Origin of the sequence: Natronobeatus ordinarius, assembly GCF_024362485.1 — an archaeon.
Classification (GTDB): Archaea; Halobacteriota; Halobacteria; order Halobacteriales; family Natrialbaceae; genus Natronobeatus; species Natronobeatus ordinarius.
Genome location: NZ_CP101456.1, coordinates 881,298 through 904,655, shown reverse-complemented (window position 1 = coordinate 904,655; position 23,358 = coordinate 881,298). Strand labels below are relative to the sequence as shown.

Genomic DNA, 23,358 nt, shown 5'->3' with positions numbered 1-23,358 from the left:
CGACCCGTCGTGTACCGGTCGGACGGCTCCGTTCGTGCCGATTACCCTCGCTCGTCGCGGCGCTGGTGGACGGAGACGAGCCCCGCTCCGTCGTCGCTCACCCGGAGGTCGACGACGTCACCGACTTCGACCTCGTTGAAGTCGTCGAGAAAGAGCCGCAGGTCTCGACAACCCCGGCGGTCGTCGTCGGGTGACTCACACGCCACGACCCCGTAGCGGACCTCGAGGAACTCGCGCTCGAGTTCGTCGCCCGTCGACGCAGAGAGCACGAGTGGGGTCGTCTCGTCGACGTCGTCCGCGAGTAACGCGTGGATCGCCCCCTCGTAGGTCGGCTCCTCGTCGTCGGCCCGGTAGCGTCTCCTGGCGAGTTCGTGCTCGCGTTCGAGGTCGTCCCGGTCGACCGTTTCGACGTACTTCTCGACGACCACGACGCGGTCGACGAGGCCGAGTCGCGCAGCACATCCCGCGAAGGCGATAGTCGGCAGCGATGCGAGGAACGTCCGTCGGTTCACTACGTCACAGTCGGGAAGCGAGCCTCGAGTACTTTTTCCCCACCGTAGTTCGAAATCGCTATGAGCGCGTCGGCACTCGACTCGAGTGATGGAGCTGGTGACGTTTCTCGTGGCGACGGTCGCTGCCCACGTCGGGTTCACAGCCTGCGTGACCGTCCACGGCTACGTGACCGGCCGTGAGCTCGGACGGTGGCCGTTGCTGACGCTCGCGTTCGGTCTGGCGGGCGTCGCGGGCTACCTCTTTTACGACCCCGACGACTCGAGTTGAGCCAGCCGATTGACGATCGGTGGCGAGCGATTGACGTTTGTGCCCGCGGGCTGCACGTCATAACGATGGTTGTCGTCTCTTGTCGGTGATCGCCCCACCGGGACGGTGATCACCGGTAACCGGTTCCAACTGTCGTTATGACCCATCCACTTTTTCCCTTCTCGCGCCAAGGTCGTCCTATGAGCGACCTTCGCCTGGACGCGACCCAGCTCGACCGGTACTCGAGACACGTCATCATGGACGAGGTGGGTCCAGAGGGACAGAAACGGCTGCTCGACGGGAGCGTGCTGGTCGTCGGAGCGGGCGGACTGGGTTCGCCGGCCATCCAGTACCTCGCCGCCGCTGGCGTCGGCCGACTGGGGATCGTCGACGACGACGTCGTCGAACGGTCGAACTTACAACGCCAGATCGTCCACCGCGACGAGGACGTGGGCAAGCCGAAAGCCGAGAGTGCCGCCGACTTCGTCCGCGGGCTGAACCCCGACGTCGACGTCGAACCGTACGAGACGCGGCTCACGCCGGAGAACGTCAGGGCGCTCGTCGACGGCTACGACCTCGTCCTCGACGCCAGCGACAACTTCGCCACCCGCTACCTGCTCAACGACCACTGCGTCCTCGAGAACGTCCCGCTCTGTCACGGCGCGATCTACCGGTTCGAGGGGCAGGTGACGACGTTCACGAACGACGGCGACGGTCCCTGTTATCGATGCATCTTCCCCGAAGCACCCGAGCCCGGAACGGTTCCCGACTGTGCAACGACCGGCGTCCTCGGCGTCCTCCCTGGCACCGTCGGCTGTATCCAGGCGACCGAGGCCGTCAAGTACTTCCTCGGGAACGGCGAGCTGCTCGAGGGCCGCTTGCTGATGTACGACGCGATGGACATGACGTTCGACACTGTCGAGATCAAGCCCAACCCCACGTGTCCAGTCTGTGGTGGCGACCCGGCGATCGAATCGATTCACGACGTCGAGTACGAGGGTGTCTGTTCGATCGCCGCGGACTGATAATGACGGTTGTAACTATTTTCCGGTGATCGCCGTCCCGGTGGGGCGATCACCGACAAGAGACGACAACCATCGTTATCAGTCGTCGACCACCGGTGCTCGAGCGATCGCGTTCCGGACCACGGCACACCGCCAGTCGAAGTCATGGTACTTATTGCCACACCCGATCGATTTATTACCCTGGTTTGCCATAGCACACCTATGGCATCCTCACCCAATGGTGCCGGCGACGAGGTGTTCGACCAATTCCTGGCGGATCGCGGCCACACAGTCGAACGAGTAGGGTGGGAGCGAGACTATAACAAGAAACAGTGTCCGGAGTGTGGTGGACTTCACGATCCATCCGCTACGTCCTGTACCGTCTGTGGGTGGGATCCGCGAGAGTAGCGCCTCGCGGCGAGAGTAGTCGAGCGTCGACGGCCTCGAGCGATCGTCTCGCTCATATCGTCGTTCCATCTGATTATTTCGGGTAATTCACTTTTCCCCGCCCCCGGGTATTTTTATACTCGAACGGTCGATACAATTATAGTGGACTATTTCTCACTGGTCAAGTGGAGAGAGACTATGCCGGAATGTCAAAACTGCGGCTCCTTCGTGACGGTTGCCTACGCTCGCGTGTTCACCCCTCCAGGAGTCGACAATCCTCGCGTCTGCCCCGAGTGTGAAGACCTGATTCGCGACGGTGCCGAGGTACGGACGGCGCGATCGCCGCGAAACAACTGATCCGGTCACACCGCCGAATCAGTGGAGTTCTCGTCGAATGAAACCCACGTGACTTATAGGTATTGCGCGCTTGACTGTGTACAATGGCTACCTCGGAGACGCAGGTGACTCGGCTGTTCGGTGGGCCGGGAAGCGGTAAAACGACGGCGCTACTCGACCACGTTGAGGAGATACTCGACGAAGACGACGTAACCTTTCGGGACATTCTCGTCGTTTCGTACACTCGAGCGGCCGCCCAGGAGGTTCGGGAACGACTGGCCGAGCGACTCGACGAGAGTCCGCGAGCGCTGCAGGGGAACGTCTGCACGATGCACGCGAAGGCCTACGACTTACTCGACCTCTCCCGGGGCGACGTCATCGGCGAGAAGGACAAAGAGGCGTTCTGTGACGAGTACGGCATCGAGTACGAAGACGAATACAGCGGGGCCGGCCGGCGCACGGCGCGATCGACGACCATCGGAAACAAGGTCATCGCGACGAGCCAGTGGCTCCAGCGCACCCGCCGGGAGGTCGCCGACTGGTACGACGTTCCCTTCCAGTGGGACGTCGAGGAGGTTCGCTTGCCCCCGGAAATCGATCCGAACGCCCAGGAAGGCAACAAGTACACTCCCACCTGGCCGAGCGACGACGACCGTATCGACGTCCCCGAGGCGATCCGTGCCTGGCGATCCTACAAGGGCCGAGAGGGGAAGATCGGTTTCGCGGACATGCTCGAGCGGGTCAAACAGCGCTCGCTCGTCCCGAACGTCGACTACCTGGTGATCGACGAATTTCAGGACATCACGACGTTACAGTACGACGTCTATCAGGAGTGGAAACCACACGTAAAGCGAGTTCTGATCGCGGGCGACGACGACCAGGTCGTCTACTCCTGGCAGGGTGCCGATCCCGCCCTCCTGCTCGACGAGGCGGTCGACGAGGACGTCATCCTGCCAAACTCCTACCGACTCCCCTCGAACGTGCTCCACGCGGTCAATCGGGAGATCCGTCACATCGACAAGCGCCAGGAGAAAGACCTCAATCCGCGAAAGGAAGGTGGCTCGGTCGAGGCCTACCAGAACAAGTCGATGCTCGACCTCGTCCGGATGGTCCGACGAACGCTCGTCGAGGGCGACGGCACCATCATGTTGCTGTTCCGGGCGCGCTACCAGATGTTCCAGTTCATCGATGAGTTCATCACCGAAGGCGTCCCCTTCACCGCACTCACCGACCAGCGGATGTGGACCGACCGACTCACCCAGTACGTCCGCGCCGTCGAGGCCATCGAGGCCGGCGAAGACGTCGACGGTTTACAGGCCCGTCGGCTCGCAGACATGCTGATGGAGTCGGCGTTCGGGACCAACGAGCGCGACGACCTCTTCGACGTTATCGACGAGCTGAAAGAAGACGCCGGCGTCGACGACCTCGAGGAACTGACCGTCCCGAAGGAGGTCATCAAAGACCACGCGCCGTTCATGCCCGGCCCCGCCTCGGCGGCCGACATGGTCCGGAAGGTCACGAACTTCCAGAAAAAGAGCATCCGGGCGTACTTCGCGATCGGGACCTACGAGCACATGGACCCCGACCGCGTCCGCGTCGGCACGATCCACTCCGCGAAGGGTCGCGAGGCCGACCACGTCTTCATGGCCACCGACCTCACCGAGAAAGTCGTCGAGCAGATGGCGGCCACCGTCGAGGGAGCGACGTCGGAGACGTCGGACGAAGCCGGTGCGGCCGGCGGAGTCGAGAACGTCCCCGGCTGTGAGGAGTTCACGAAGACGACCAGTCCCGTCCCGATCCTCACCGACAACGAGCGCCGCGTCTTCTACGTCGGCATGTCCCGTGCCCGCGAGCGACTCGTCATCCTCGAGAACCTCGTCGACGGCGCCCCGACCCTGCCCATCGGCGTCCTGCTCAACAACGAGCCGACCGAGGCCGACCTCGAGGCGTTGATCGAGGAAGCCCAGCGGCCGATCGACGTCGAAGTCGAAGCCGAAGCGCCGTGACCGAACGGGACGAACACCGTCGGGCGGCGATCCGGGCGGAACTCGAGTCCCGGGACGCCGGCGCGTTCGTCCACGTCGGGACCGGGGAAGAGCCGTCGGTCGCGTACTGCGGGGTCGACGGACACGAGCGAGCCATCGCCAACGACGCGACCGTCGCGGTCGCTTTCGACGGTGACGCGTGGCTCGTCGTCGACGAGGCGAGCGTCGACGGCCACCCCGCCGACCGCCTCGCTCGCGAGCTCCGCGAACGGGACGTCGCTACCCCGCTGCTCACCCCACAGGACGTCCCACACGACGCGGCACTCTACCTCGAGCAGGCAGGATTCAGCCTCGCCTCGAGCGACGTCCTCGAGCGGGCGCGGGCGACGAAAACGAGCGACGAACGCGACCGGATCGACCGCGCGAGCGCGGCGGCGAGCGCTGGCGTCCGGGCGGCCGCTGCGGTCCTCGCCGACGCGACGGTCGTCGACGGCCGGCTCGAAGCCGAGGGCGAGGCGGTGACCCCCGAGCGACTGCGCCGGACTGTCGACGGAGCGATCGTCGAGGCGGGTGCGTTCCCGGCGGGGAACACCGTCGTCGACGAAGGGGTCACATCGGAACGCCGCGAGGCAGCCGAACCACTTCGCGCCGGCGAGCCGATCGTTCTCGAGGCCACTCCTCGCGGTCCGACGGGCTATCACGGGAGTCTCGCCCGAACGCTCGTCGTCGAGAGCGAGGGCGGCCCCGAGCGACGCGCCCACGTCGCCGTCACGAGCGCGCTGCGCTCGGCTCGCGCGATGCTCGTGGGAGGTGACCAGCCCCTCGAGGCCGTCGAGGCGGACCTCGAAGCCGAGGTCCGATCGTTCGGGTTCGACGAGGGCGTCGAGGCCGCCGTCCACGGCGTTGGGCTCGAGCCCCGAGAGTGGCCGGGCCACGGCGACGAGATCGCCGTGGGGAGCGTGGTCCGACTCGAGGCTGCGGTGACCGACGCCGACGCTGGCTGTGTCAGGGTCGCCGACCTCCTCGCGCTCGAGGCGAACGGGCCGCGGTGGCTCGCTTCGCCCTCGCGGTCGCTGTCGCCAGCGGCGGTCGTGGAGTAGCGGTCGAACCCGATCGACGGCGCCAGCTAACGCGTCACGACCCGTTCGCGTCAGTCACCGTCCCCGTCGGGCGCAGCTGCTGTGAGGTGTCGCCGGACGTCCCCGACTCGAGCAGTGTTGTCCGCCCCTATCGGCGTTCAACCCGATCGTACAGCGTTCGGGCGGTGACGCGGCCGTCGGCGACGACCTCGAGCGGGTCCGTTCGGTCCGATTACCGACGGCCAACTCGCCGTAGGGGCGGTCGATCAGTGCTACTTCGCAATTAACAATTCGAGATGGACGAGTCGGTGCAGACCGAGCCATATGAGACGACGCACGTATCTGACGAGCGCGACGGTGACGGCACTCGGGCTCTCGATTGCGGGTTGTGTCGGCGGCGACGGTGACGACACTCCCGACACTGCAGACAACGACTCGAACGACGACGACCCCGAGACTGACGGCCACGACGACGATTCGGGCGACGAATCCGAAGCCGACGACGAACCGGAGGACGAGGAGGAGCCGACCGAGGAGTTGCCCGATCTGGTCGGCACGTTCGACGACTTCGAGGAGCTGGACGCCTGGGAAGCGGTCGTTGGCACGCTCGAGGCCGACGGAGAGCGCGCGTTCGAGGGGTCCCAGTCGGCTCGCCTGACGGCCTCGGAGGCCGAAGAGCAGGTCAGGATCTCACGAGAGCTGTCCGAGCCCATCGACGTCACAGACGTCGTCCCCGGGCTGGCCTTCGCGACCAGCAGCGCCGCGAACGTGGTGATCCAGCTCCACGACGAGGACGGCGACTACCTCCAGTACCAGCAGTTGATCCACGCGAGTCACCCGTTCCTCCGGCAGAACTTCGGACACACGGCCGTCTCCGGCGAGCCGGACGCGAGCGAGATCACCGAGATCCAGATCGTCCACTGGACGGGCGACGGCGAGGGAGAGGTCTGGATCGACGACCTCCACTTCGTCCCCCGCGTCGAAACCGGCCGGGTGATGTTCCAGTTCCAGGGCGGATTCGAGACCGACTACACGCACGCGTTCCCGATCCTCGAGTCGTACGACCTGACGGGATCGACGTTCGTCGCGACCGATCGGATTCGCCCGAGCGGTGAGGCCGACGGGAGCCGGCTGACCCTCGATCAGCTGGCCGAACTCGTCGACGCCGGCTGGTCGCTCGGCACCGTCGGCGCGAGACACCAGCAGCTCCACCGAATCGAACCCGGCGAGAACGAAATGCACATCCTCGAGCCGCTCGAGTGGTTCGACGAGCACGGGTACGACGACGCCCGGTACTTCGCGTTCCCCGGCGGCCGGTACGATCAGGCGCAGTACGACCTCGTCGCGGAACACTATGACCTCGGCTACGCGGGACGGTTCCGCTCACAGGGCTGGGCGAGCAACCCCTACACCATCACGCGCATCTCGGGCGACGTTGGCCAGCGCAACCTGAGCGCCGAGGAGCTGATCGACGCACTCGACTGGACGGCCGCACGCGGCGGCATCACGACGATCGTCTTCTACGAGATGGACGGCGACGATGCGGAGGCGCTCGAGGCGGCGGCCGCACACCTGGCCGAACTCGTCGCCGCGGGCGAGCTCGAGCTGATCACGCCGGGCGAGATCGCCGACGAGTACGTTCCCTGATCGAGGCCGCGCTCGAACGCCGTCGTCAGTCGTCTCTCGACTCCGACTCCGAGTCAGCCGAGCCCGAGCCGAGAACGCCGTTCAGAAGCAGTCCACGAACGCTCGTCGGCAACGAGAGGTAGTGCTGACCGACGACGAGCGCCGTCGCGAGCACGAGGAGGGCCGCGCCGATGACCGGCTCGCCCCGGACGAGCAGGAACTCGAGGCCAGCGAGCGCGGCAGGGATCGCGAGGATGAGCACGCCGACGAGTTTGATCGAGTCGAAGAGTCCGACCATCGACCCGGGGTAGAACGGGAACGTTCAAAAGCGCGGCGACCCGGAACGGCTTTGGCCCGCCGGCTGTCACCCTCGAGTATGTTTACGGGGATCGTCGAGGAGACGGGCGAGATCGTCGGGCGGACGGCGACGGACGAGGGGCTCCGGCTTCGGATCGCCGCCGACGACGTAGCCGACGGGCTGGCCCACGGCCAGAGCATCAGCGTCAGCGGGGCGTGCCTGACGGTCGAGCAGTACGAGGACGGCGCGTGGTTCGAGGTCTTTCTCGCCGCCGAGACGGTCGCAAAGACCTACCTCGGCGACCTCGAGGAAGGCGAGTCGGTCAATCTCGAGCGAGCGATGCCCGCCGACGGCCGGTTCGACGGCCACGTGGTCCAGGGCCACGTCGACGCGGTGGCGACGGTCGAGGGGGTCGAGTCGGTGGGCGAGGACTGGTTCTTCGAGTTCCGGCTGCCCGAGGGCTACGATCGCTACGTCGTCGAGAAGGGCTCGATCACGCTCGACGGAATCAGCCTCACCGTCGCCGCGCTCGCCGAGGACCGCGTGACCGTGGCGATCATCCCGACGACGTACGAACTGACGACGCTCTCGGAAAAGGAGCCCGGCGACCCGGTCCACCTCGAGGTCGACGTGCTGGCGAAGTACGTCGAACGGTTGCTCGAGGGCTACGTCGAGTGAAGTACCTCGGGGACAACCCCGAGGCACTCGCCCTGGGTTATCTGTAGACGAAGAGGGCGAGGGAGAGCTGGCCGAGGCCGGCGAGGATCATCACCACCCCGGCGAGTCGCTCGATCGTCTTCGCGTGGGGTGCGAACAGTCCCGCGCCCGTGAGCAGCCCGATTCCGGTCGCAACCGTCACCGAGACCATCAGGACGGCAACCACGCCGGCGTACGTCGCGAGGACGAGGGCGGCGCTGCCGGGCGGGAGGACGATCGTGTGAGTCACGACGGCGAGGAAGACCGGGGCCACGCAGCCGGCCCCGGCCAGCGCGTACCCCGCGCCGAAGATGCCGAAGCCGAGGATCCCTGACCGTCGCTTCGGGAGTGCCAGCGTGATCGACGGTGCCGATCCCGTCACCACGAGAAGGCCGAACGCGACCAGTGCTGCCCCGACGAGCACCTCGAGAAACGTACTGTTCGACAGCGCGGCGTGACCCGCCGCGAGCGTCACCCCCGACAGGACGCTGAAAGTCGCGAGTACACCGAGTCCCGCGGCGATGCCACGAGCCCCCGCACCGCGAAGCGTCACTCCGTCGCTGTCCGTCCGGTTGACGTAGAACCCGACGTAGCCCGGCAACAGCGGGTACGCACAGGGGGAGAAGAACGTCGCGACGCCCGCCGTGAGCGCGAACGAGAGGGACGTGGCGAGCGCCGCGTCACTCATCGGCCTCGAGTGCCCGTCCGATCCCGGCGACGAGTTCGGCAGCCGTCTTGACGCCCGCGTCCGACCACTGCACGCGTCCGGCCGCGTCGATGGCTGCGGCGGACGGAAACCCGCCCGCGAGGTACCGGGCTGCGAGTTCGGCGGTTGGGTCGATCCCGAGCAGCCAGTTTCCGTCGTGTTCGTCCCACCACTCGACGACCGTCGACTCGGGGACCGCGTCGCCGACCGGTTCGGTCGTCACCGACATGAACTGCACCGAGTCGCCGACGCGCTCGTGGGCCGCCCCGAGCGCCGGCATCTGTTCGACACACGGCGGACACCACGTCCCGAAGAAGTCGACGAACGTCACCCGATCGCCCGCGGGGACCGTCACCTCGCCGGCGCTGCTTCCCGGCGCCTCGAGCGTCTCGACGGTGATCGGGTCGGCTCCCGCGTCGACGGTGGCGCCATCCCCGTTGCCGTCGTCGAACGACGGGACGCCGCGCGTCGCGACGAGGCCGGCACCTGCGAGCACGCCGACGCTGCCGACGCCGGCGAGGACGTCTCGTCGACGCATCTCAGGCGGTCACCACCGTTTCGACGTCCGCGACGACGCGAGCGACCTCGACGGTTGCGCCGTTGGGATAGGCGCGCTCGACGATCCCCCGTTCGTTGACCAGCAAGAGCAGGTTGTAGTGCGGAAAGACGTACTCGAGGTGGTCGTACTCCTCGGCGTCGACCTTCTTGAGTGGCAGCCCGAACCGTTCGGTGAGGACCGTCGCTCCGTCCTCGTATCGGTCCGGACGCAGATAGTGCCAGTTGCCGGCCTCGAGGTCGACACCCCGTTCGACGCCGTAGCTCTCGAGTTCGACTGCGGTGTCACGTTCGGGGTCGAAGGTCATTGCGAGGAACGCGATGTCGTCGTCGTAGCCCTCCGCGGCGGCGACCTCCTGTGACCGCCGGAGCCGCAAGATCAACGCGGGACACATTCCGTCGGGACAGTTCGTGTAGAAGAACGTCAACAGGACGGCTCGCTCGCCCTCGAACTGCGTCGTCGAGACCGGCTCGCCGGTGAGCGGATCCGGGAGCTCGAGTTCGGGCAGTTCGTCACCGTAACTGGGGTGTGACGCCGCGCTCAGATCCTGTGCCGGCGGCTCGAGTACGGTCTTCCCATCGTCGGTTTCCGACAGCCCATCGAGACAGCCGGCGACGCCGGTGACGCCCGCCGTCGCGACCGCCTGCAGGTAGTGGCGACGGTCCATACGTCTGACTTTCGCACAGGCAGATAAACCGGATCCGCCGATTCTCCGGGTCGGCAAATCGGGCCCGTCGCCGACGCGTTCGTCCGTACGGCCTGGTCGACTCGAGCCCGGGCCGGCGCCCAGGGCGGAAGCGGTTCGGGGCCGACTCGAGCGTCCCGCCGGCGCGATGCCGTCGGCTGCGCTGCCGGCGAGTGGTTCCCCAATCGATATAGTGATCGGTCGCGAAGGAACGACCGATGGACGACGACACGGCAGCACGACGGTCGATCGTCGGCGTCGGGGGGCTCGCGAGTCTCTGCTGTCTCGGCCCCGGAACCGCCGCCGTGACCGGTGGCGTCGCCGCCAGTGGGATGGGCGCCGGACTCGTCGAGACGGCCGTCCTCGCGCTGGCGCTCGTGATCGCCGTCTTCGCGCTCCGGCGACGGACCGGGTGTGCGGGCTGTGAGACCGACTGCGTGCCGGACTCGTGAGTCACTTCGTCAGCGAGAAGAGGACACAGAGCATGCCGCTCGAGACGATCACCGCCTGAATGAGGCCCGCAGAGACGATCGAGGTCCCAAAGAACAGGTAGATGAGTCCCTCACAGATCGCACCGGCGCCGATGAGGACGAAGCCGGCGGAGACGTACAGCATCGGCTCGCGGCCGTTTCGCCGGTAGCCATGGTAGGCCAGATACGCGACCGCGAGACTCAACGCGAGCGTGACGAGCTTCGCGGCGAGAAAGGGTGCTTCGGTCATCGGCTCCCCCGAAGCTCGTCCCACAGCGACGTAAAGTTGTCCGCGAGTTCGTCCCGCGTGTCCACGCTGACGGTCAGCTCTCCCTCCGAGAGGTCGACGTGGAGCTCCTCGAGCACCGTCTCGAACTTGCGCCGGTGAGTGCCGTCGGACCCGATCGTCCGTCGTTCCTCGAGGAGGCCGTGTTCTTCAAGCATCGAGGCGCGCCGGTAGACCGTCGCGAGCGAGGCGTCACAGGCGTCGCTCAGCGCTTTCGCGGTCATCGGCCTCCGATCGGCGGCGACGAGGATCCGCCGGGCGTACTCGTCTGCCAGCAACTCGAAGACGTCCGCCGGAGTCACGTCCCCCGCCCGGTTCATGGCACTGGCATCGCCGGACGATCACAAATAGCCGGCGGTTCTCGAGAGTGGGCGGTTCCGACGTCGGGACTCGAGCCTGCGTTCATAGGTTACACACCCCACACGTCCGTCGGTGGCGCACGGAGATCAGTCCCGCCAGGAGCGCGACCGAGAGGAGCCCCAGGAGCGGTCGTAGTGGGTCGAAGTACGTCATGAGCATCGAGGAACTGAACAGCGCGAGCAGGACGGCGTTACAGACCGGACAGCCGACCGCCAGGAAACCGCCGACCAGCCCCCCGAACGCCCAGCGGTCCGTGCTCCCTCCATCGAACCGTCCACCCGCGTCCTCGGGTTGTGTGCAGGCCACCTCGGTCGTCAGCCGCTGGGTGACGTACACGCCAGCCAGCAGCGCGGTCAGCGTGAGAAACAGATAGTCTGTCGGCGTCCGTGACACCATCCGAACGTAGAGTGGGTTCGGAATCAGGCCGGTGACGAGACCGAACAGCGAGAACACGCCGACCGCAGTGAGCGTGCCCCACGCGACCGCGCGCGGATTCGATCGGACCGTCCGGACGAGGCCACGTCCCGTCATTCGGCCGCCTCCATCGCGAACGAACACCGCTCGGGGTGGCCCGTCCGTCCCAGGAAGAAGAGCAACAGGAGGAGGCCGCCGACACGGAGGAGTGCACCGTCGAACGGGAGGACCGCCACGCCGCCGGCGAACCCCAGGAAGCCGAGGAGTCCGGCGCCACAGCTCGCACAGCCCGACGCAAGGAAACCGGGGAGCACGCCGGAGACGTCGGCGAGACTCGAGAGGCCGACGACGCGCAGCTGTGCGACCGCGTTGACGATCGCGATCCCCGAGAGCAGCGCGTAGAGGACGACGAGTGCGAGCCCCGACGGCCCGTCGGTCCGGTACACCGTCTCGGTGAGCGAGACGAGGGCGTAGTCGAGCCAGTGGAGCCCATCGCCGAGCAGCTGCAACGAGAACGCCGGCATCGTGCTCAGGATCAGAAGGACGTAGATGGCGAGCGAGACGATGACCAGTCCGATCGTGCCTCGCCAGCTCTCGAACGGGTACGAAACCGCCGCCGCGAGGTTCCGCAGGAACCGTTCGATCGAGTCGCGCGTGCTCATCGATCGGAACGAACGACAGTCGCGTTGATACGTTCGACTCCGATTTGCTGACCCAGCGAATCGGCGACTCCTTTACCGTCGACTGGTGAAATCGTGAGCACGAAGATACCGAATGACGTTCGATCAGCCGTCCCGTCGTGCCTTTCTCGCCGCCTCGGTCGTAAGCCTCGGTGCCGCCGGCGCGTACGTTCTCACGCGCGCTGACGATGAGCCCGATCACGACCGAGCCGTATCGTTCCACGCCAGCGACGAGACGTCGGCGTTCGGCGTCGACCTCGCAGGCAAACCGATCATGGGGTCGGCCGACGCCCCGCTCGAGCTTTACTACTGGACCGACTTCCAGTGTCCGTTCTGCGCGCGGTTCGAACGGGAGACGCTCCCCGAACTCGTTCGCGATCACGTCGAGCCGGGTCGGGTTCGCGTCGTGTTCGTCGCGCTGCCGTACTTCGGCCCGGATTCGATGACCGCCGCGGTCGCCTCGCGGTGCGTCTGGTCGCAGGTCCGCGATACCGGGTCGTCGGCGTACTGGGACTGGCACGCCGCCGTCCTCGACGAACAGGGCGAGCGAAACGCCGGCTGGGCCGCGGCCGACAGCCTCCTCGAGTACACTCGCTCGGTCTCGAGCGTCGATGCAGACGCCCTCGAGACGTGTCTCGACGAGCGTCGGGAAGCGTTCGAAACACAGGTTGAGGCCGACGCGGCGCAGGCACAGTCGTTCGGAATCTCCGGTACCCCGACGTTCGTCGTCTTCGATCCGGGGACCGAGACGGCCGGGACGCTCGTCGGCGCCCAGCCTGCCGAACGGTTCGACGAGGCCATCGAACGGATCGGGGACAGCTGACGTCGGCGAGACTCGAGGCGACCGCGGTCGGAGGCTCGGTTTTAAGCCGTCGAGCGATCCACGTCGAAGTATGTCGAAGCGTAACGAGCAGGACGTCGAGTGGACGCGCTACGACCGGGACGGGGTCGCCATGCGCCGCAAGGAGCTCTCGAACGCGACCGACGCCGAGCAGCTGGGCTGTAGCCTGTACGAACTCGAGCCCGGCACGCGGTCGTGGCCGTATCACTACCACACGGCCAACGAGGAGGCCATCTTCGTCCTGCGTGGGGAGGGAACGATCCGGCTCGACGACGGCGAGAAATCCCTCGAGGTTGGCGACTACGTCGCCCTGCCGGCCGACGAGTCCGGCGGTCACCAGGTCGTCAACGATGGCGACGAACCGCTTCGGTACCTCGCCATGTCGACGATGGCCGAGCCGGACGTGACCGTCTACCCGGAGATGGAGAAGCTCGGCGTCTTCGTCGGCTCGGCGCCGGGCGGTCGTGACGAGCGTTCCGTTCACGGCTACTACCCGATCGATGGAGACGTCGACTACTGGGAGGAGTAGTCAGGCTCGTCCGTGTGGGACTGCCGGTCGGGGTCGAACTCGGTCAGTTCGGGCGTCGGGACGCCGTCGACGTCGTCTCTGGCCGACCGGTAGGCGCGGCGGTAGCGGGCGATCTTCCGGTAGAGGTAGAGGCCGATGAGGAGGTTGAAGCCGATCACGTAGGCGACGAACGCCAGTTCGACGCTGATGGGGTGGATCGCCGCGACGAGTGCGGGAACGACGCCGACGGTGGCGTTGTAGGTCGCGTGAACGAACGCGGCGACGAGCAGGCCTTTGACCACGAGCGGGCCGGCGTACTGGGGATTGAACTTCGCGAGGCCGAGGTAGTAGCCGGCGATGGCTGAGTAGATGACGTGGCCGGGGCCGACGAGCGCGCGGACGGTCGTGATTCCGGTCGCAGCCGTGATCAGACCCGTGCCGGTGCCGAGCTGAACGAGGGTGCCGCTGATGTAGATGGCGTTCTCGATGGCCGCGAAACCGAGGCCGGCGACGGCGCCGAACACCGCGCCGTCGATGACGGCGTCGAAGTGTTCGCTCCGGTACGCCAGGACGCGAACGGCGAGCAGCTTCACCGCCTCCTCAACGGGCCCGACGATCAGGAAGAAAAAGAGGAGCGTGCCGACGATCGGAATCGGCTGGAGTCGAGTGCCACCGACGGTGTTGACGACGGCGGCGAACGTCGCGAACAGTACGGCGAGCACGAACGTGGCGACGAGGAGCCACAGCGGCTGTTTCGTCGTGATGTCGGCGTACCAGATGTACGCCGCGAGCGCGAGCGCCGGAACGATCGACAGGCCGAAGAAGACGGCGATAATCGGCTCCTCGGCGACGAGCAGCCCCGGCGTGACCAGTAACGAGATCGTGATCGCGACCGCGGTCAGCAAGACGATCGACTGAAGCCCGTAGCTGAGCCCCTGGTAGATGCCGTAGGAGAGCCGGTCGACCGTCGACCGTGGCTCCCACGTCGAGACGTCGTAGAGGTCCGTCCCGTCGCCGTCGGCTCGTTCGACCGGGTCGCGCCTGCGGGTCATGCGCGCCGATACGACCTCCGGCCCCCTATAGTATCGGACGGGTCGTATCGAACACACGAACACCGGACGTGGACGGCGCCACCCCATTCGATCCCGGCCATTATATGATATAATGTATCACGACACATATTAGGAGATGGCTTAAGCGGATCGAGTTCACACCGATACTCAATGTACAGCCCGAGCCGCGGTATCCTGTATGCCGACCTCCCCTCGGCGGACGAAGACGAGAACGAGGAGACACGAACCCGATCTCGAGTACCGCCCGCCGACGCCGAATCGACGCTCGAGGAACCGTCCGCCGATGCCCCCGCTCACGCTGTTTCTCATCCCGTTTCCGAACCCGCCGACGACTGAGACGGACTGCGGTACCGAGTTACCGACCCGCCCGTGAGCCGTTCGACCGGTACGCTCTACCTCGGACAGCGACCCGTCTGTCGACCCGGAATCCACAAGCACCCCCCGTGCGAAGCGCCCGCCATGCACTCCGTTCGCGTCCGTGGCATCTACACCACGGCGGTGACGCAGCTCCTCTCGGAGAACGGGCTCGATGTCGTCCAGGCCTCAGAACCCATTCGGGAACGGTTCGACGACGAGTTTCAGGTCGCACCCGCTGACGTCTCGATCGAGACGACGCGCGACCGACAGGGCGTCTCGATCTCGGGACCGTCCGAGGCGGTCGACGCGGTCGCCGCCGAACTCGAGTCGGTCGCCGTCGATGCGTTCCGGTGGGACGCCGCGGCTCCCCGGGGAGCCGTCTACGACGGCGAAATCATCGAGACGATCGGCAGCGGTGCCGTCGTCGACCTCGGCGACGGCCGCTGGGGCTTTCTGCAGTACGACGACGTCGACGGCTACGTGGACGTCGGGAATCGCTACCGCGTGCAGGTCCACGAGCCGACGCCGCCGTGGGACGACGACCGCCCGCTCGTCCGGCCGGAGATCGAGGTTCGAACCGGACTCTGTCGGCTCACCCGTGGCGAATCGGGCGTCTCGGCGGCGGCCAGGGGCCCCCGTGGGAACGAACTCGTGGGGATGACCGACCTGCTCTCGACCGACGTCCCCGACGGCTGGGGGCTGCGCTGGCGACACGCCGCCGCCGAGGCCGACCTCGAGGCGATGGGAAACGGCCTCGCCCACGTCGTCGACCGGGCGCGGGCGCTCGAGGCCGACCTCGAGGCGGCGGCCGACGGCCCGGGCGAGCCGGCACTGATCGCGGCCCCCGAGGCGACGACGTGGGTCTGGTTCGGCCGCGAGTCGCGGTTCGCGCTGGACGCGGCTCGACGGGCGGTCGAGAACACGATGCCCGGCCACCACCGGACCAAGGCGGCCGACCGGGCGGCGAGCGCGGCGGTCGACTTCGTCGAGGCCGTCTGTGACGCCGCTGGCGACGACGAGGACGATGCGTTCCCCTTCGACGCCGTCTCCCGCCAGTTCGGCCCGACGACGGGCGACCGACTGACACTCGGCCACGGCAAACCCGACGGCCGACTCATCAGCCTCGGGACGGGCAAGGTCACCGGCTGGGATCCCGACGGCTCGATCACGCTCGAGCGCCAGCTCTCGGGCGGTGGCACCTACGACGCGCTGGGCGTCCCGAAAGAGGCCGGCGACGTCGCGGTGACGAAGCTCCGGGAGGGCCGGTGGTGGTACCCCACAACCTACCGGGACGCCGAGGGGACGGCGAAGGGGACCTACGTCAACGTCTGCACGCCCGTCGAACTCTTCCCCGACTGCGCCCGATACGTCGACCTCTACGTCGACGTGATCCGCCACGCCGACGGGACGGTCGAGGTCGTCGACGAGGCCGAACTCGAGGCCGCCGTCGACGACGGGCTCGTCTCCGAGGCGCTGGCGAAGAAGGCGAGGAGCGTCGCGGGGGCGGTCGAACGGGCGCTCTCGAAGTAGTCGTTCCCAGCTGCTGGAGCTTTACCTGCCGACGTTCGTCAGCACGTCCCCGACGGCGGGCGCGCTCGCGTCGAACCCCTCGGCTCGTAATTCCTCGGCGAACGCCTCGCAACGATCGCCGTGGTTCACGAGCACCGTGGCGTCGCGGTAGCTCTCGAGGAACGCGAGCAGGCCCTCGCGGTCGGCGTGCGCGGAGAAGTCGTACCCCTCGACCTGAGCGCTGACGGGCATTACGCGGCCGTCGATCGGCGCGCTGCCGGTCTCGAGTAGCTCTCTGCCGGGCGTTCCCTCGACCTGGTAGCCGGTGAGCGCGATCTTGTTCGCTGGATGAGTTCGGATCTCGGGGACGTAGGTCATCGCGGGGCCGCCGTGGAGCATCCCACTGGTGGTGACGATCACGGTGTTCTGGGTGGCGATCCGCTTGCGCTGGCCGTCACGGCCGTCGACGAACCGGGCGTTGCCCTTCGCCCGCCGGAGCAGGTCGGGGTCGCGCAGAAAGTCGCGGTTTCGCGGGCGCAAGAACAGTTCGGTGACGCGTTTACCCATCCCGTCGACGTAACACTCGAGGTCGTGTGCTTCACAGATACAGAGCACCTCCTGAGTGCGGCCGATGGCGAACGCGGGGACGACGACGGTGCCGCCCTCCCAGATCGTCGCCTTCAGGCTGTCGGCGAACGCGCGCTCGAGTTCGTCGCGGGGCGGCCGGGTCGTATCCGAGTACGTGCTCTCACAGAGTACGACGTCGGCGTCGGGGCGGGCGGTCGTGCCGGAAACGAGCTGCTGGTCTTCGGTGTGGAAGTCGCCGGTGTAGAGCAGGCGGGTGTCTCCGTCGTTGACCAGGACGTGGGCGCTGCCGACGACGTGACCGGCGTCGAAGAACGTGAGCTCGTACCGGCCGGCGTCGGTGTCGACGGTGAACGGCTCGCGGTAGCCGTGAGTCTCGGAGACCTGCGTGAGACGGGCCAGTTCGGCCTCGGTGAACGGACAGTCGTACGTCCCGCCGTGGAGGGAAAGCGTGTCCCGGGCCAAGAGCATCGCGAGGTCGTAGGTCGGCTGCGTCCAGTGGATCGGTGGCCTCGAATCACCCGAGAGCAGGGCAGGGATCGAGCCGACGTGATCGAGGTGGCCGTGGCTCACGACGACGGCGTCGGGGTCGACGTCACGCACGGGGTATCGCGGCGGGTCGCCCGAGTCCATCCCGAAGTCGAGCAACAGGGCGTCGTCGATCAGCATCGCGCTCCGGCCGATCTCGCGCGCCCCGCCCAGGAACTCGAGGTCCATCGGAAACCGATACTCGCGAGCGACGTTTGGGTCTGTTGATCCCTCGCGCGCCGGGAACCGCGAGCGAGACAGGGGCCACGGTTGTCTCGAGATGGAAACGTTGAGGGTCCGTTCGAACGACATGTGCGTGTGATCGGCCGCGGACGCCGACTGCGGCCATACAGCGATCGACATGAACCACCAGAACACGCTCGAGGCGATCGGTGAGACGCCCCTGATCGAACTTCCGTCGATGCGACCAGATGGCGGCGCGACGATCGCCGTGAAATGGGAGGGAGCGAACCCGACCGGGAGCCTGAAAGACCGGATGGCGCTGGCGATGATCGAGGCGGCGAGACGACGGGGCGAGCTGGAACCCGGCGAGCCGGTCGTCGAGTTCACCGGCGGGAGCACGGGCTCGAGTCTCGCGTTCGTCTGTGCCGTCCTCGAGCACCCCTTTTCCGTCGTCACCGCCGACTGCGTCGCCGAGGAGAAGATCGCGTCGATGCGGGCGCTGGGGGCGGAACTCGAGTTGGTCGAGACGCCCGACGGGACGGCCTACGACGGGCTGTTCGACGACCTCCGTGACGCGGCGCTGGCCGTGCAGGAGCGGACGGGCGCGTACTTCACCGACCAGTTCGACAACCCCGACCAGCTCGAGGGCTACCGGGCGCTCGGTCGGGAAATTCTCGAGGAACGGCCCGACGTCGACGAGTTCGTGATGACCGTCGGGACGGGCGGCTGTGCGATGGGCACCTCGCGCGCGTTCCGCGAACGGGGCGCCAACGTCACCGTCTCGCTCGTCGAGCCCGCAGAGTCGCCGGTGCTCACGGACGGCACGGCCGGCTCACACAGCGTCCAGGGGACGGCGATCGTCGGCTCTCCGCCGCTCGTCGACGAGGAGCTGTACGATCGGGTTCACACGATCCCGACCGAGGAGGGAGTCGAGTGCCTCCGCGAGGTCGCACGGGAAGACGGGTTGCTCGTCGGGACGAGTACGGGGATGAACCTCGCCGCCGCCAGACGAGCCGCGGCCGAGCACGATCCCGACGGGACCGTCGTGACGGTCGCCTGTGACACCGGGCTGAAGTACCTCTCGGACGGCCTCTACGACGGGCTCGAGGGGTCGACGTTCTGTCTCTGCTGAACGTCGGTCACGCTCGACGGCCCGCTCGGGGCTCAGTCTCGCCCTCTGGTGGTGAGCCCGAGCAGGTAGACGTCGAGCAAACAGACGAGCAAAACGGCGAGCGGAACGGCGACGTCGGCGAAGTTCACCTCGTCGAACTGGAGCGCCGTCACGAAGAACGGGCTTCCCGGATCGAGCGCACCCGAGAGCGTCCGCGCGCTCAGGAACGCGAGCGCGAGCGCGTAGAGGACGAACCAGAGCGCGCCGCGTCGCCACTTCCCGAGATAGACGTGGCCGAGACCGGCGACGAGGAGCGTCAGGAGGTACGCCGGCCACGTCGGACGGGTGGGCTCACTCATTCGTTCGACCGTTCGGTCCCGATTACCAAAAGATCAGTCGCTCGCTCGAGTCGCTCCCGGGCGGGCGAGTCGGGGAGCTCCCGGAGTAGCCGACGGGCGCGTTCGAGGGGGTCGGCGACGGGGTCGACGGCACCGTCTCGAGGGAGCGACCGTGGCTCGGCGACGGCCACCAGCGAACGGTCGTCGAGAGCGGCAGACAGCTTCTCGAACGACTCGGCCGTATCCACGGAAGCGGCCTCGGCAGCCGTCGCCAGCGACTCTCCGTAGCGTCGCATCGCGTCGATCACCTCGTCCGACGCACCGCCGGCCGCTGCGCCGAGTGCGCCGCCCGTGCCGACGAGGACGGCTCGCGGGCTGGGTCGACGCGCGTTCGGTGAGAGCTGGTGACGGCTCGACCCGGCGGCGTCGGTCTGGGCGAACAGCCGCTCGACGAGTGACTTCGAGCCCTCGGTCAGCAGGCGGTAACAGGAGCGGTGGCGGCCGGCCGGAAGCGAGGCGCGCGCGAGCGCCTGGTGGGCCGACGCGTGGAGGTAGTCGCTCGCCAGAACGGCACCGTCTCGCTCGCGCGGCGTGACGTACCGTTCGGATTCAGGTCCGAGTAAATCCGCACGAACCTCCGCGTACGCTCCGAGAAAGGAGACAGCGGTTGCGACCTCGAGGAGGGAACCGTCCCGACTCTCACCGACGGCCGAACCGACCGTCCGAACCAGGGCGGCCGGGAGATCAGTTCGCCGACGGACGCTCTCGCGAACGGCCGAGCGGGTCGTCGGTGAAAGCGCTCCGAGCGAGGAGTCGATTCGATCGGCGGTGTACGTCGTGGTGGGGAGGTCTGACATTGGATCAGGTGACTGGCAAGGGAGGAATCGACTGGGTCATCGGTTCGGTTCGTCGGCGGCGTCGGTCGGCTCGATCCGGCGCGTCGGGAACTCGAGGTCGTCCGCGAGCAGTTCCTCGAAGATCCACTCCTCGGTCGCCGACCGAACCGCCACGAGGTACTCGTCGTGGCTGGTGGTGAGCTGGCGAACCCGTGCCCCGTCGAACGCTGCGATCAGGAAGGCCGCGGTCGTTACCGGGTCGTGTTCGCGGAACGCCCCCGACTCGATCCCGTCCCGGAGGATCTCCTCGAGCGCCGATCGAATTCGGTCGTCACTTCGGCACAGCTGTTCGCGGAAGCGATCGTTGTACGGTGCCTGGGCTCGTAGCTCGAGCATGGCGGTATGAAAGGACGCCTGCTCGTCGTCGTTCGGTCCGTAGAGGAACCAGTCGACGAACGTCGCGAGTCGCTCGACGGCGGACAGCTCGCGGGTCTCCTCGACGCGGTCGTCGAGGCGCTCGAGCAGGAAGTCGACGAAGTCGACCATGAGCTCGTCGGTGGAGTCGTAGTGGTAGAACAGCAGCGACTTGCTCTTTCCCGTTCGGTCGGCGATGGCCTGTGCGGTCAGATCGGTGTATCCGTGCTCACACAGCGCCTCGTACGTCGCGGTCATAATCTCGGCTCGAACGTCCGGGTCGGTCACTGCCTGACTAGTCAGTCAGGACCGAGATATGTATTTCGGTTCGATAGGTCGTGACGAGACGAACGACCGGACCGCGACGAGTTCGCCGCGTGGATCCAGAGATCGGAACGTGGATCCAGAGAAACAAAATCCACATCGGCTACCCACTTCACGTCTGGTATCGCCGGACACCAAACCGTTCGTAGCTACCGTAGGCGAGCTCGAGCGAGCCGATCCACCAGTTCCACCGGTCGGCGGGCGTGCCGTCGGGAGCGTCCTCGAGTTCGTCGATCACGACGTCGTTTGTCAGCGTCGCCCCGACGTCCTCGGCGTATCGACCTGAGTCGGCGAGGTCGACCGCCTGTCGGACGACCACGCGCGCCTCACCGGCCGTCCCGCCGAACTCGCGCTGGAGGCGCGACTCGAGTCGGTCCGGATCGAGGAACATACTCGAGAGAAGCACGCGGCCTACTTGAGTCGTTGGACCGCCAGGTTCCACGCGGTGACCGCCAGTTATGGCCGAAAATGACTACTGATTAGACGTCGGGTTCCGGGTCGTCCTCGACGGACCGTTTCAGCGAGTCGCGACGGGACTTCGCGTCCCGGGCGGTCGCCTCAAGTAAGAACTCGTTTTTTGCGGAGACGGCATCGCCGGCCGCCTCGAGTTCGTCGGGGCCGAGTTCGGTGGGGTCGCGCTCGTGGAACTCGACGCCAAGTTTGTCCTTCTTGCCGGAGTATTCGACGGCACCCACGACGATGCGTTCGAAGACGGGGTTGTCGGGCTCTCCGATCACGTAGAGGTCACTCCCCTTGTACTCCTCGGTGCCCGTGATCGGTCCGAAGTACTCCTCGACGGTGGCTTTCATGTCGGGGATTCGCTCCTCGAGGTACTCACCACGACGCATCTTGTACTCCTTCATGAATTGGATCATATACGGGGGAGCGTTTACCTCTTTTCATCAGTGGCCGGTTTCGAGACCGTGGGAGAGGCGTCGTCGCTCGACGCCGAACTCGGCTTTGCGCAGACGTGGCGAACGTCGAGGGAGGTCGGCGAGCCGGTTACGACTCACTCGAGGTCGCGTTCGCCGAGGTAGCCTCGTCGACACTCGGGGCAGATATCGCCCGGGCGCAACGAGCCGTGGGTCGCCGGGGCGACGAACGAACAGCGAGGGCAGAAGTACTCGGCGGCGACGGGATCGGTTGACTGGCTCTTTCCAGGTTCCGGAGCCGGCTGGGCGCTGGCGATGCCGGTCCCGGAGTCGGTCGCCGCCGGCTCGGGGACCGGTCGCTTGTCGGCGTCGACGAAGACCGCGTCGTCGACCGGCTCGACGTCGTCGGCCGGTTCGTCGGCGGCCAACTCGGCCGACTCGGGTGATTCTGCCTCGGGCCACGACGACGGTTCGGTCGCGATTCCCACCGGCGGGCCGACGTCGTCCGACTCCGGCCACTCACCGCGGGCACGGTCGTGTCTGGGTTCGTCGTCGGCCTCGAGAATCTCGCCGTCGTCGGTGATCGGGCCCTCGTGTTCGTTGGCGATCGGCTCCTCGTGCTCGTTGGCGATCGGCTCCTCGTGTTCGCCGGTGATCGGGTCCTCGTGTTCGCCGGCGACGGGTTGCGCTGGCGATTCGGTCGTCTCCGCCGATGTGTCGACGGTTTCGCCGAGAATCTCGGTCTCGTCGTCTCCGTCGGCGTCACCAACAGCCGACTCGGGAGCGCCGACGGCGGCTTCGTCACCGGCTTCGTCGGCGAGAATCTCGCCGTCGTCGTCGGCGTCGACGACCGCTGGCGTCACGTCGTCGTCACCCGACTCGACCGTCGGCGCAGGGTCGTCCGGGGCCGCGCTCGACTCGTGAGAGACCGACGTCACTTCGGTACTCTCACTGACTACGCGCACCTCGCCACACCGGGCGCACTCCTGGTACTCCCTGACGGTGACGACGACCTCACTACCCTGTTCCTCGCGCTCGCGTTCGACTTCGGTGTCGCCGAAGTCGTGCCCGAGCAACGAACATCGAAGGACCATGCTCTCACCGTTCCGAGCGAGAGGATAAAAAACGTACTGGAGCGGCGAACACCCCAGAAACGGCAAACGTCAAATCCTGGCTCGTCGAATAGCCGTACGAATGAGAGCGAAGCGGGAGTTTCGGGACCGCGAGTCGACAGAAGTGGCGGTCCTCGACGCGCTCGTCAACCGCGCCGACGACGGCATGACCGTCTTCGAACTCCGGGCGGCGGTCGCAGCCGAGATCGATGCCCTCGAGGATGCGCTCGCACGGCTGAAAGACGACGAGCTGATCGTCGTCGACTCGACGGGCGGACGGACGGTCATCAAGCCCGCCGAGCGCGTGATCCCCGACGAACCGGTCGACGACGAGGACGAGTCACTCTCCGACTGGATTCGACGGCGCATTCCGTTTTGAGCGTTCCAGGCGTTCGACACCGGCGTGAACCGTCCACCGGATCGGAAATCCTGATACGTCC

The 23,358-nt window shown here is 66.8% G+C and carries 32 protein-coding genes; 15 read left to right on the top strand and 17 right to left on the bottom strand.

What is annotated here, in order from left to right; translation table 11 throughout:
* Positions 1–41: 41 nt before the first annotated feature.
* The gene (locus NMQ09_RS04645; RefSeq protein WP_255193276.1) at positions 42–512 is read right to left on the bottom strand and encodes a hypothetical protein; all 471 of its coding nucleotides are present in this window, start codon (positions 510–512) and stop codon (positions 42–44) included.
* An 88-nt stretch (positions 513–600) separates the two neighbouring features.
* Here NMQ09_RS04645 and NMQ09_RS04640 point away from each other — a divergent pair, with 88 nt between their 5' ends.
* From NMQ09_RS04640 to NMQ09_RS04615, 7 genes are all read left to right on the top strand, one after another.
* A complete protein-coding gene (locus tag NMQ09_RS04640) occupies positions 601–780 on the top strand; it encodes a hypothetical protein (protein WP_255193275.1) in 180 nt (59 codons plus the stop codon).
* Between the two features lie 179 nt (positions 781–959).
* Positions 960–1,784: an SAMP-activating enzyme E1 gene (ubaA, locus tag NMQ09_RS04635; RefSeq protein ID WP_255193274.1), complete on the top strand. Its 825-nt coding sequence runs from the start codon at positions 960–962 to the stop codon at positions 1,782–1,784.
* A gap of 201 nt (positions 1,785–1,985) precedes the next feature.
* Positions 1,986–2,171, top strand: coding sequence for an HVO_0416 family zinc finger protein (locus NMQ09_RS04630; RefSeq protein WP_255193273.1), 186 nt, complete (start codon positions 1,986–1,988; stop codon positions 2,169–2,171).
* A 177-nt stretch (positions 2,172–2,348) separates the two neighbouring features.
* Entirely contained in the window at positions 2,349–2,507 is a 159-nt protein-coding gene (locus NMQ09_RS21155; protein WP_425607257.1) for a DUF7563 family protein, read from the top strand.
* 83 nt (positions 2,508–2,590) lie between these two features.
* A complete protein-coding gene (locus NMQ09_RS04625; protein ID WP_255193272.1) occupies positions 2,591–4,492 on the top strand; it encodes a UvrD-helicase domain-containing protein in 1,902 nt (633 codons plus the stop codon).
* Positions 4,489–5,571 (top strand): M24 family metallopeptidase, encoded by a 1,083-nt coding sequence (locus NMQ09_RS04620; RefSeq protein WP_255193271.1) that lies wholly within the window; start codon positions 4,489–4,491, stop codon positions 5,569–5,571. Before NMQ09_RS04625 ends, NMQ09_RS04620 begins: the two co-directional genes overlap by 4 nt.
* A 303-nt stretch (positions 5,572–5,874) precedes the next feature.
* A complete protein-coding gene (locus tag NMQ09_RS04615) occupies positions 5,875–7,197 on the top strand; it encodes a polysaccharide deacetylase family protein (protein ID WP_255193270.1) in 1,323 nt (440 codons plus the stop codon).
* Between the two features lie 25 nt (positions 7,198–7,222).
* Here NMQ09_RS04615 and NMQ09_RS04610 read toward each other — a convergent pair whose 3' ends face one another.
* Entirely contained in the window at positions 7,223–7,474 is a 252-nt protein-coding gene (locus NMQ09_RS04610; protein WP_255193269.1) for a DUF7533 family protein, read from the bottom strand.
* 78 nt (positions 7,475–7,552) lie between these two features.
* Between NMQ09_RS04610 and NMQ09_RS04605 the strand changes: the two genes are divergently transcribed.
* A complete protein-coding gene (locus NMQ09_RS04605) occupies positions 7,553–8,152 on the top strand; it encodes a riboflavin synthase (RefSeq protein WP_255193268.1) in 600 nt (199 codons plus the stop codon).
* Positions 8,153–8,189: 37 nt separating this feature from the next.
* On the opposite strand, the gene NMQ09_RS04600 is transcribed toward NMQ09_RS04605, so the two are convergent.
* From NMQ09_RS04600 to NMQ09_RS04590, 3 genes are read right to left on the bottom strand one after another with little or no spacing between them, the layout of a single operon-like run.
* On the bottom strand, positions 8,190–8,858 hold the full coding sequence (locus tag NMQ09_RS04600) for a cytochrome c biogenesis protein CcdA (RefSeq protein WP_255193267.1): 669 nt from the start codon (positions 8,856–8,858) through the stop codon (positions 8,190–8,192).
* Positions 8,851–9,414 carry a TlpA family protein disulfide reductase gene (locus tag NMQ09_RS04595; protein ID WP_255193266.1) on the bottom strand — a complete coding sequence of 188 codons (564 nt, stop codon included), beginning with the start codon at positions 9,412–9,414 and terminating at the stop codon, positions 8,851–8,853. Before NMQ09_RS04595 ends, NMQ09_RS04600 begins: the two co-directional genes overlap by 8 nt.
* A gap of 1 nt (position 9,415) precedes the next feature.
* The gene (locus NMQ09_RS04590) at positions 9,416–10,099 is read right to left on the bottom strand and encodes an SCO family protein (RefSeq protein ID WP_255193265.1); all 684 of its coding nucleotides are present in this window, start codon (positions 10,097–10,099) and stop codon (positions 9,416–9,418) included.
* Between the two features lie 236 nt (positions 10,100–10,335).
* On the opposite strand from NMQ09_RS04590, the gene NMQ09_RS04585 reads away from it, so the two are divergent.
* Entirely contained in the window at positions 10,336–10,569 is a 234-nt protein-coding gene (locus NMQ09_RS04585; protein ID WP_255193264.1) for a hypothetical protein, read from the top strand.
* 1 nt (position 10,570) lies between these two features.
* On the opposite strand, the gene NMQ09_RS04580 is transcribed toward NMQ09_RS04585, so the two are convergent.
* From NMQ09_RS04580 to NMQ09_RS04565, 4 genes are all read right to left on the bottom strand, one after another.
* Positions 10,571–10,837 carry a DUF7521 family protein gene (locus tag NMQ09_RS04580; protein ID WP_255193263.1) on the bottom strand — a complete coding sequence of 89 codons (267 nt, stop codon included), beginning with the start codon at positions 10,835–10,837 and terminating at the stop codon, positions 10,571–10,573.
* Complete coding sequence (locus NMQ09_RS04575) at positions 10,834–11,193, bottom strand: ArsR/SmtB family transcription factor (RefSeq protein ID WP_255193262.1); 360 nt, start codon at positions 11,191–11,193, stop codon at positions 10,834–10,836. Before NMQ09_RS04575 ends, NMQ09_RS04580 begins: the two co-directional genes overlap by 4 nt.
* An 82-nt stretch (positions 11,194–11,275) precedes the next feature.
* On the bottom strand, positions 11,276–11,764 hold the full coding sequence (locus tag NMQ09_RS04570; protein WP_255193261.1) for a hypothetical protein: 489 nt from the start codon (positions 11,762–11,764) through the stop codon (positions 11,276–11,278).
* Positions 11,761–12,309 carry a hypothetical protein gene (locus NMQ09_RS04565; RefSeq protein WP_255193260.1) on the bottom strand — a complete coding sequence of 183 codons (549 nt, stop codon included), beginning with the start codon at positions 12,307–12,309 and terminating at the stop codon, positions 11,761–11,763. The genes NMQ09_RS04570 and NMQ09_RS04565 overlap by 4 nt, the downstream gene beginning before the upstream one ends.
* 112 nt (positions 12,310–12,421) lie before the next feature.
* Here NMQ09_RS04565 and NMQ09_RS04560 point away from each other — a divergent pair, with 112 nt between their 5' ends.
* Positions 12,422–13,150: a DsbA family protein gene (locus NMQ09_RS04560; protein ID WP_255193259.1), complete on the top strand. Its 729-nt coding sequence runs from the start codon at positions 12,422–12,424 to the stop codon at positions 13,148–13,150.
* 70 nt (positions 13,151–13,220) lie between these two features.
* Positions 13,221–13,697 carry a cupin domain-containing protein gene (locus NMQ09_RS04555; RefSeq protein ID WP_255193258.1) on the top strand — a complete coding sequence of 159 codons (477 nt, stop codon included), beginning with the start codon at positions 13,221–13,223 and terminating at the stop codon, positions 13,695–13,697.
* Here the strand turns inward: NMQ09_RS04555 and NMQ09_RS04550 are convergent.
* Positions 13,682–14,728: a PrsW family intramembrane metalloprotease gene (locus NMQ09_RS04550; RefSeq protein WP_255193257.1), complete on the bottom strand. Its 1,047-nt coding sequence runs from the start codon at positions 14,726–14,728 to the stop codon at positions 13,682–13,684. The two genes, NMQ09_RS04555 and NMQ09_RS04550, sit on opposite strands and share 16 nt — an antisense overlap.
* 171 nt (positions 14,729–14,899) lie before the next feature.
* Here NMQ09_RS04550 and NMQ09_RS04545 point away from each other — a divergent pair, with 171 nt between their 5' ends.
* Both NMQ09_RS04545 and NMQ09_RS04540 read left to right on the top strand, forming a co-directional pair.
* Complete coding sequence (locus NMQ09_RS04545) at positions 14,900–15,085, top strand: hypothetical protein (RefSeq protein ID WP_255193256.1); 186 nt, start codon at positions 14,900–14,902, stop codon at positions 15,083–15,085.
* Between the two features lie 123 nt (positions 15,086–15,208).
* Positions 15,209–16,636: a ribonuclease FAU-1 family protein gene (locus NMQ09_RS04540; protein WP_255193255.1), complete on the top strand. Its 1,428-nt coding sequence runs from the start codon at positions 15,209–15,211 to the stop codon at positions 16,634–16,636.
* A gap of 21 nt (positions 16,637–16,657) precedes the next feature.
* Here the strand turns inward: NMQ09_RS04540 and NMQ09_RS04535 are convergent, their stop codons facing one another.
* Positions 16,658–17,917 carry an MBL fold metallo-hydrolase gene (locus NMQ09_RS04535; RefSeq protein WP_255193254.1) on the bottom strand — a complete coding sequence of 420 codons (1,260 nt, stop codon included), beginning with the start codon at positions 17,915–17,917 and terminating at the stop codon, positions 16,658–16,660.
* Between the two features lie 172 nt (positions 17,918–18,089).
* On the opposite strand from NMQ09_RS04535, the gene NMQ09_RS04530 reads away from it, so the two are divergent.
* Positions 18,090–19,043: a PLP-dependent cysteine synthase family protein gene (locus NMQ09_RS04530; protein ID WP_255193253.1), complete on the top strand. Its 954-nt coding sequence runs from the start codon at positions 18,090–18,092 to the stop codon at positions 19,041–19,043.
* A gap of 32 nt (positions 19,044–19,075) precedes the next feature.
* Here the strand turns inward: NMQ09_RS04530 and NMQ09_RS04525 are convergent, their stop codons facing one another.
* The 6 genes from NMQ09_RS04525 to NMQ09_RS04500 form a co-directional block, all read right to left on the bottom strand.
* Complete coding sequence (locus NMQ09_RS04525) at positions 19,076–19,381, bottom strand: hypothetical protein (protein ID WP_255193252.1); 306 nt, start codon at positions 19,379–19,381, stop codon at positions 19,076–19,078.
* A complete protein-coding gene (locus tag NMQ09_RS04520) occupies positions 19,378–20,217 on the bottom strand; it encodes a hypothetical protein (RefSeq protein WP_255193251.1) in 840 nt (279 codons plus the stop codon). Before NMQ09_RS04520 ends, NMQ09_RS04525 begins: the two co-directional genes overlap by 4 nt.
* Before the next feature lie 36 nt (positions 20,218–20,253).
* A complete protein-coding gene (locus NMQ09_RS04515) occupies positions 20,254–20,898 on the bottom strand; it encodes a TetR/AcrR family transcriptional regulator (RefSeq protein WP_255193250.1) in 645 nt (214 codons plus the stop codon).
* A 148-nt stretch (positions 20,899–21,046) separates the two neighbouring features.
* Positions 21,047–21,325, bottom strand: coding sequence for a WNWW family protein (locus NMQ09_RS04510; RefSeq protein WP_255193249.1), 279 nt, complete (start codon positions 21,323–21,325; stop codon positions 21,047–21,049).
* A gap of 88 nt (positions 21,326–21,413) precedes the next feature.
* Positions 21,414–21,797 (bottom strand): DUF5611 family protein, encoded by a 384-nt coding sequence (locus tag NMQ09_RS04505; RefSeq protein WP_255193248.1) that lies wholly within the window; start codon positions 21,795–21,797, stop codon positions 21,414–21,416.
* Positions 21,798–21,943: 146 nt separating this feature from the next.
* Complete coding sequence (locus NMQ09_RS04500) at positions 21,944–22,900, bottom strand: DUF7093 family protein (protein WP_255193247.1); 957 nt, start codon at positions 22,898–22,900, stop codon at positions 21,944–21,946.
* A 100-nt stretch (positions 22,901–23,000) separates the two neighbouring features.
* On the opposite strand from NMQ09_RS04500, the gene NMQ09_RS04495 reads away from it, so the two are divergent.
* Positions 23,001–23,297, top strand: a complete 297-nt coding sequence (locus tag NMQ09_RS04495) for a DUF6432 family protein (RefSeq protein ID WP_255193246.1) — start codon at positions 23,001–23,003, stop codon at positions 23,295–23,297.
* Positions 23,298–23,358 lie beyond the last annotated feature (61 nt).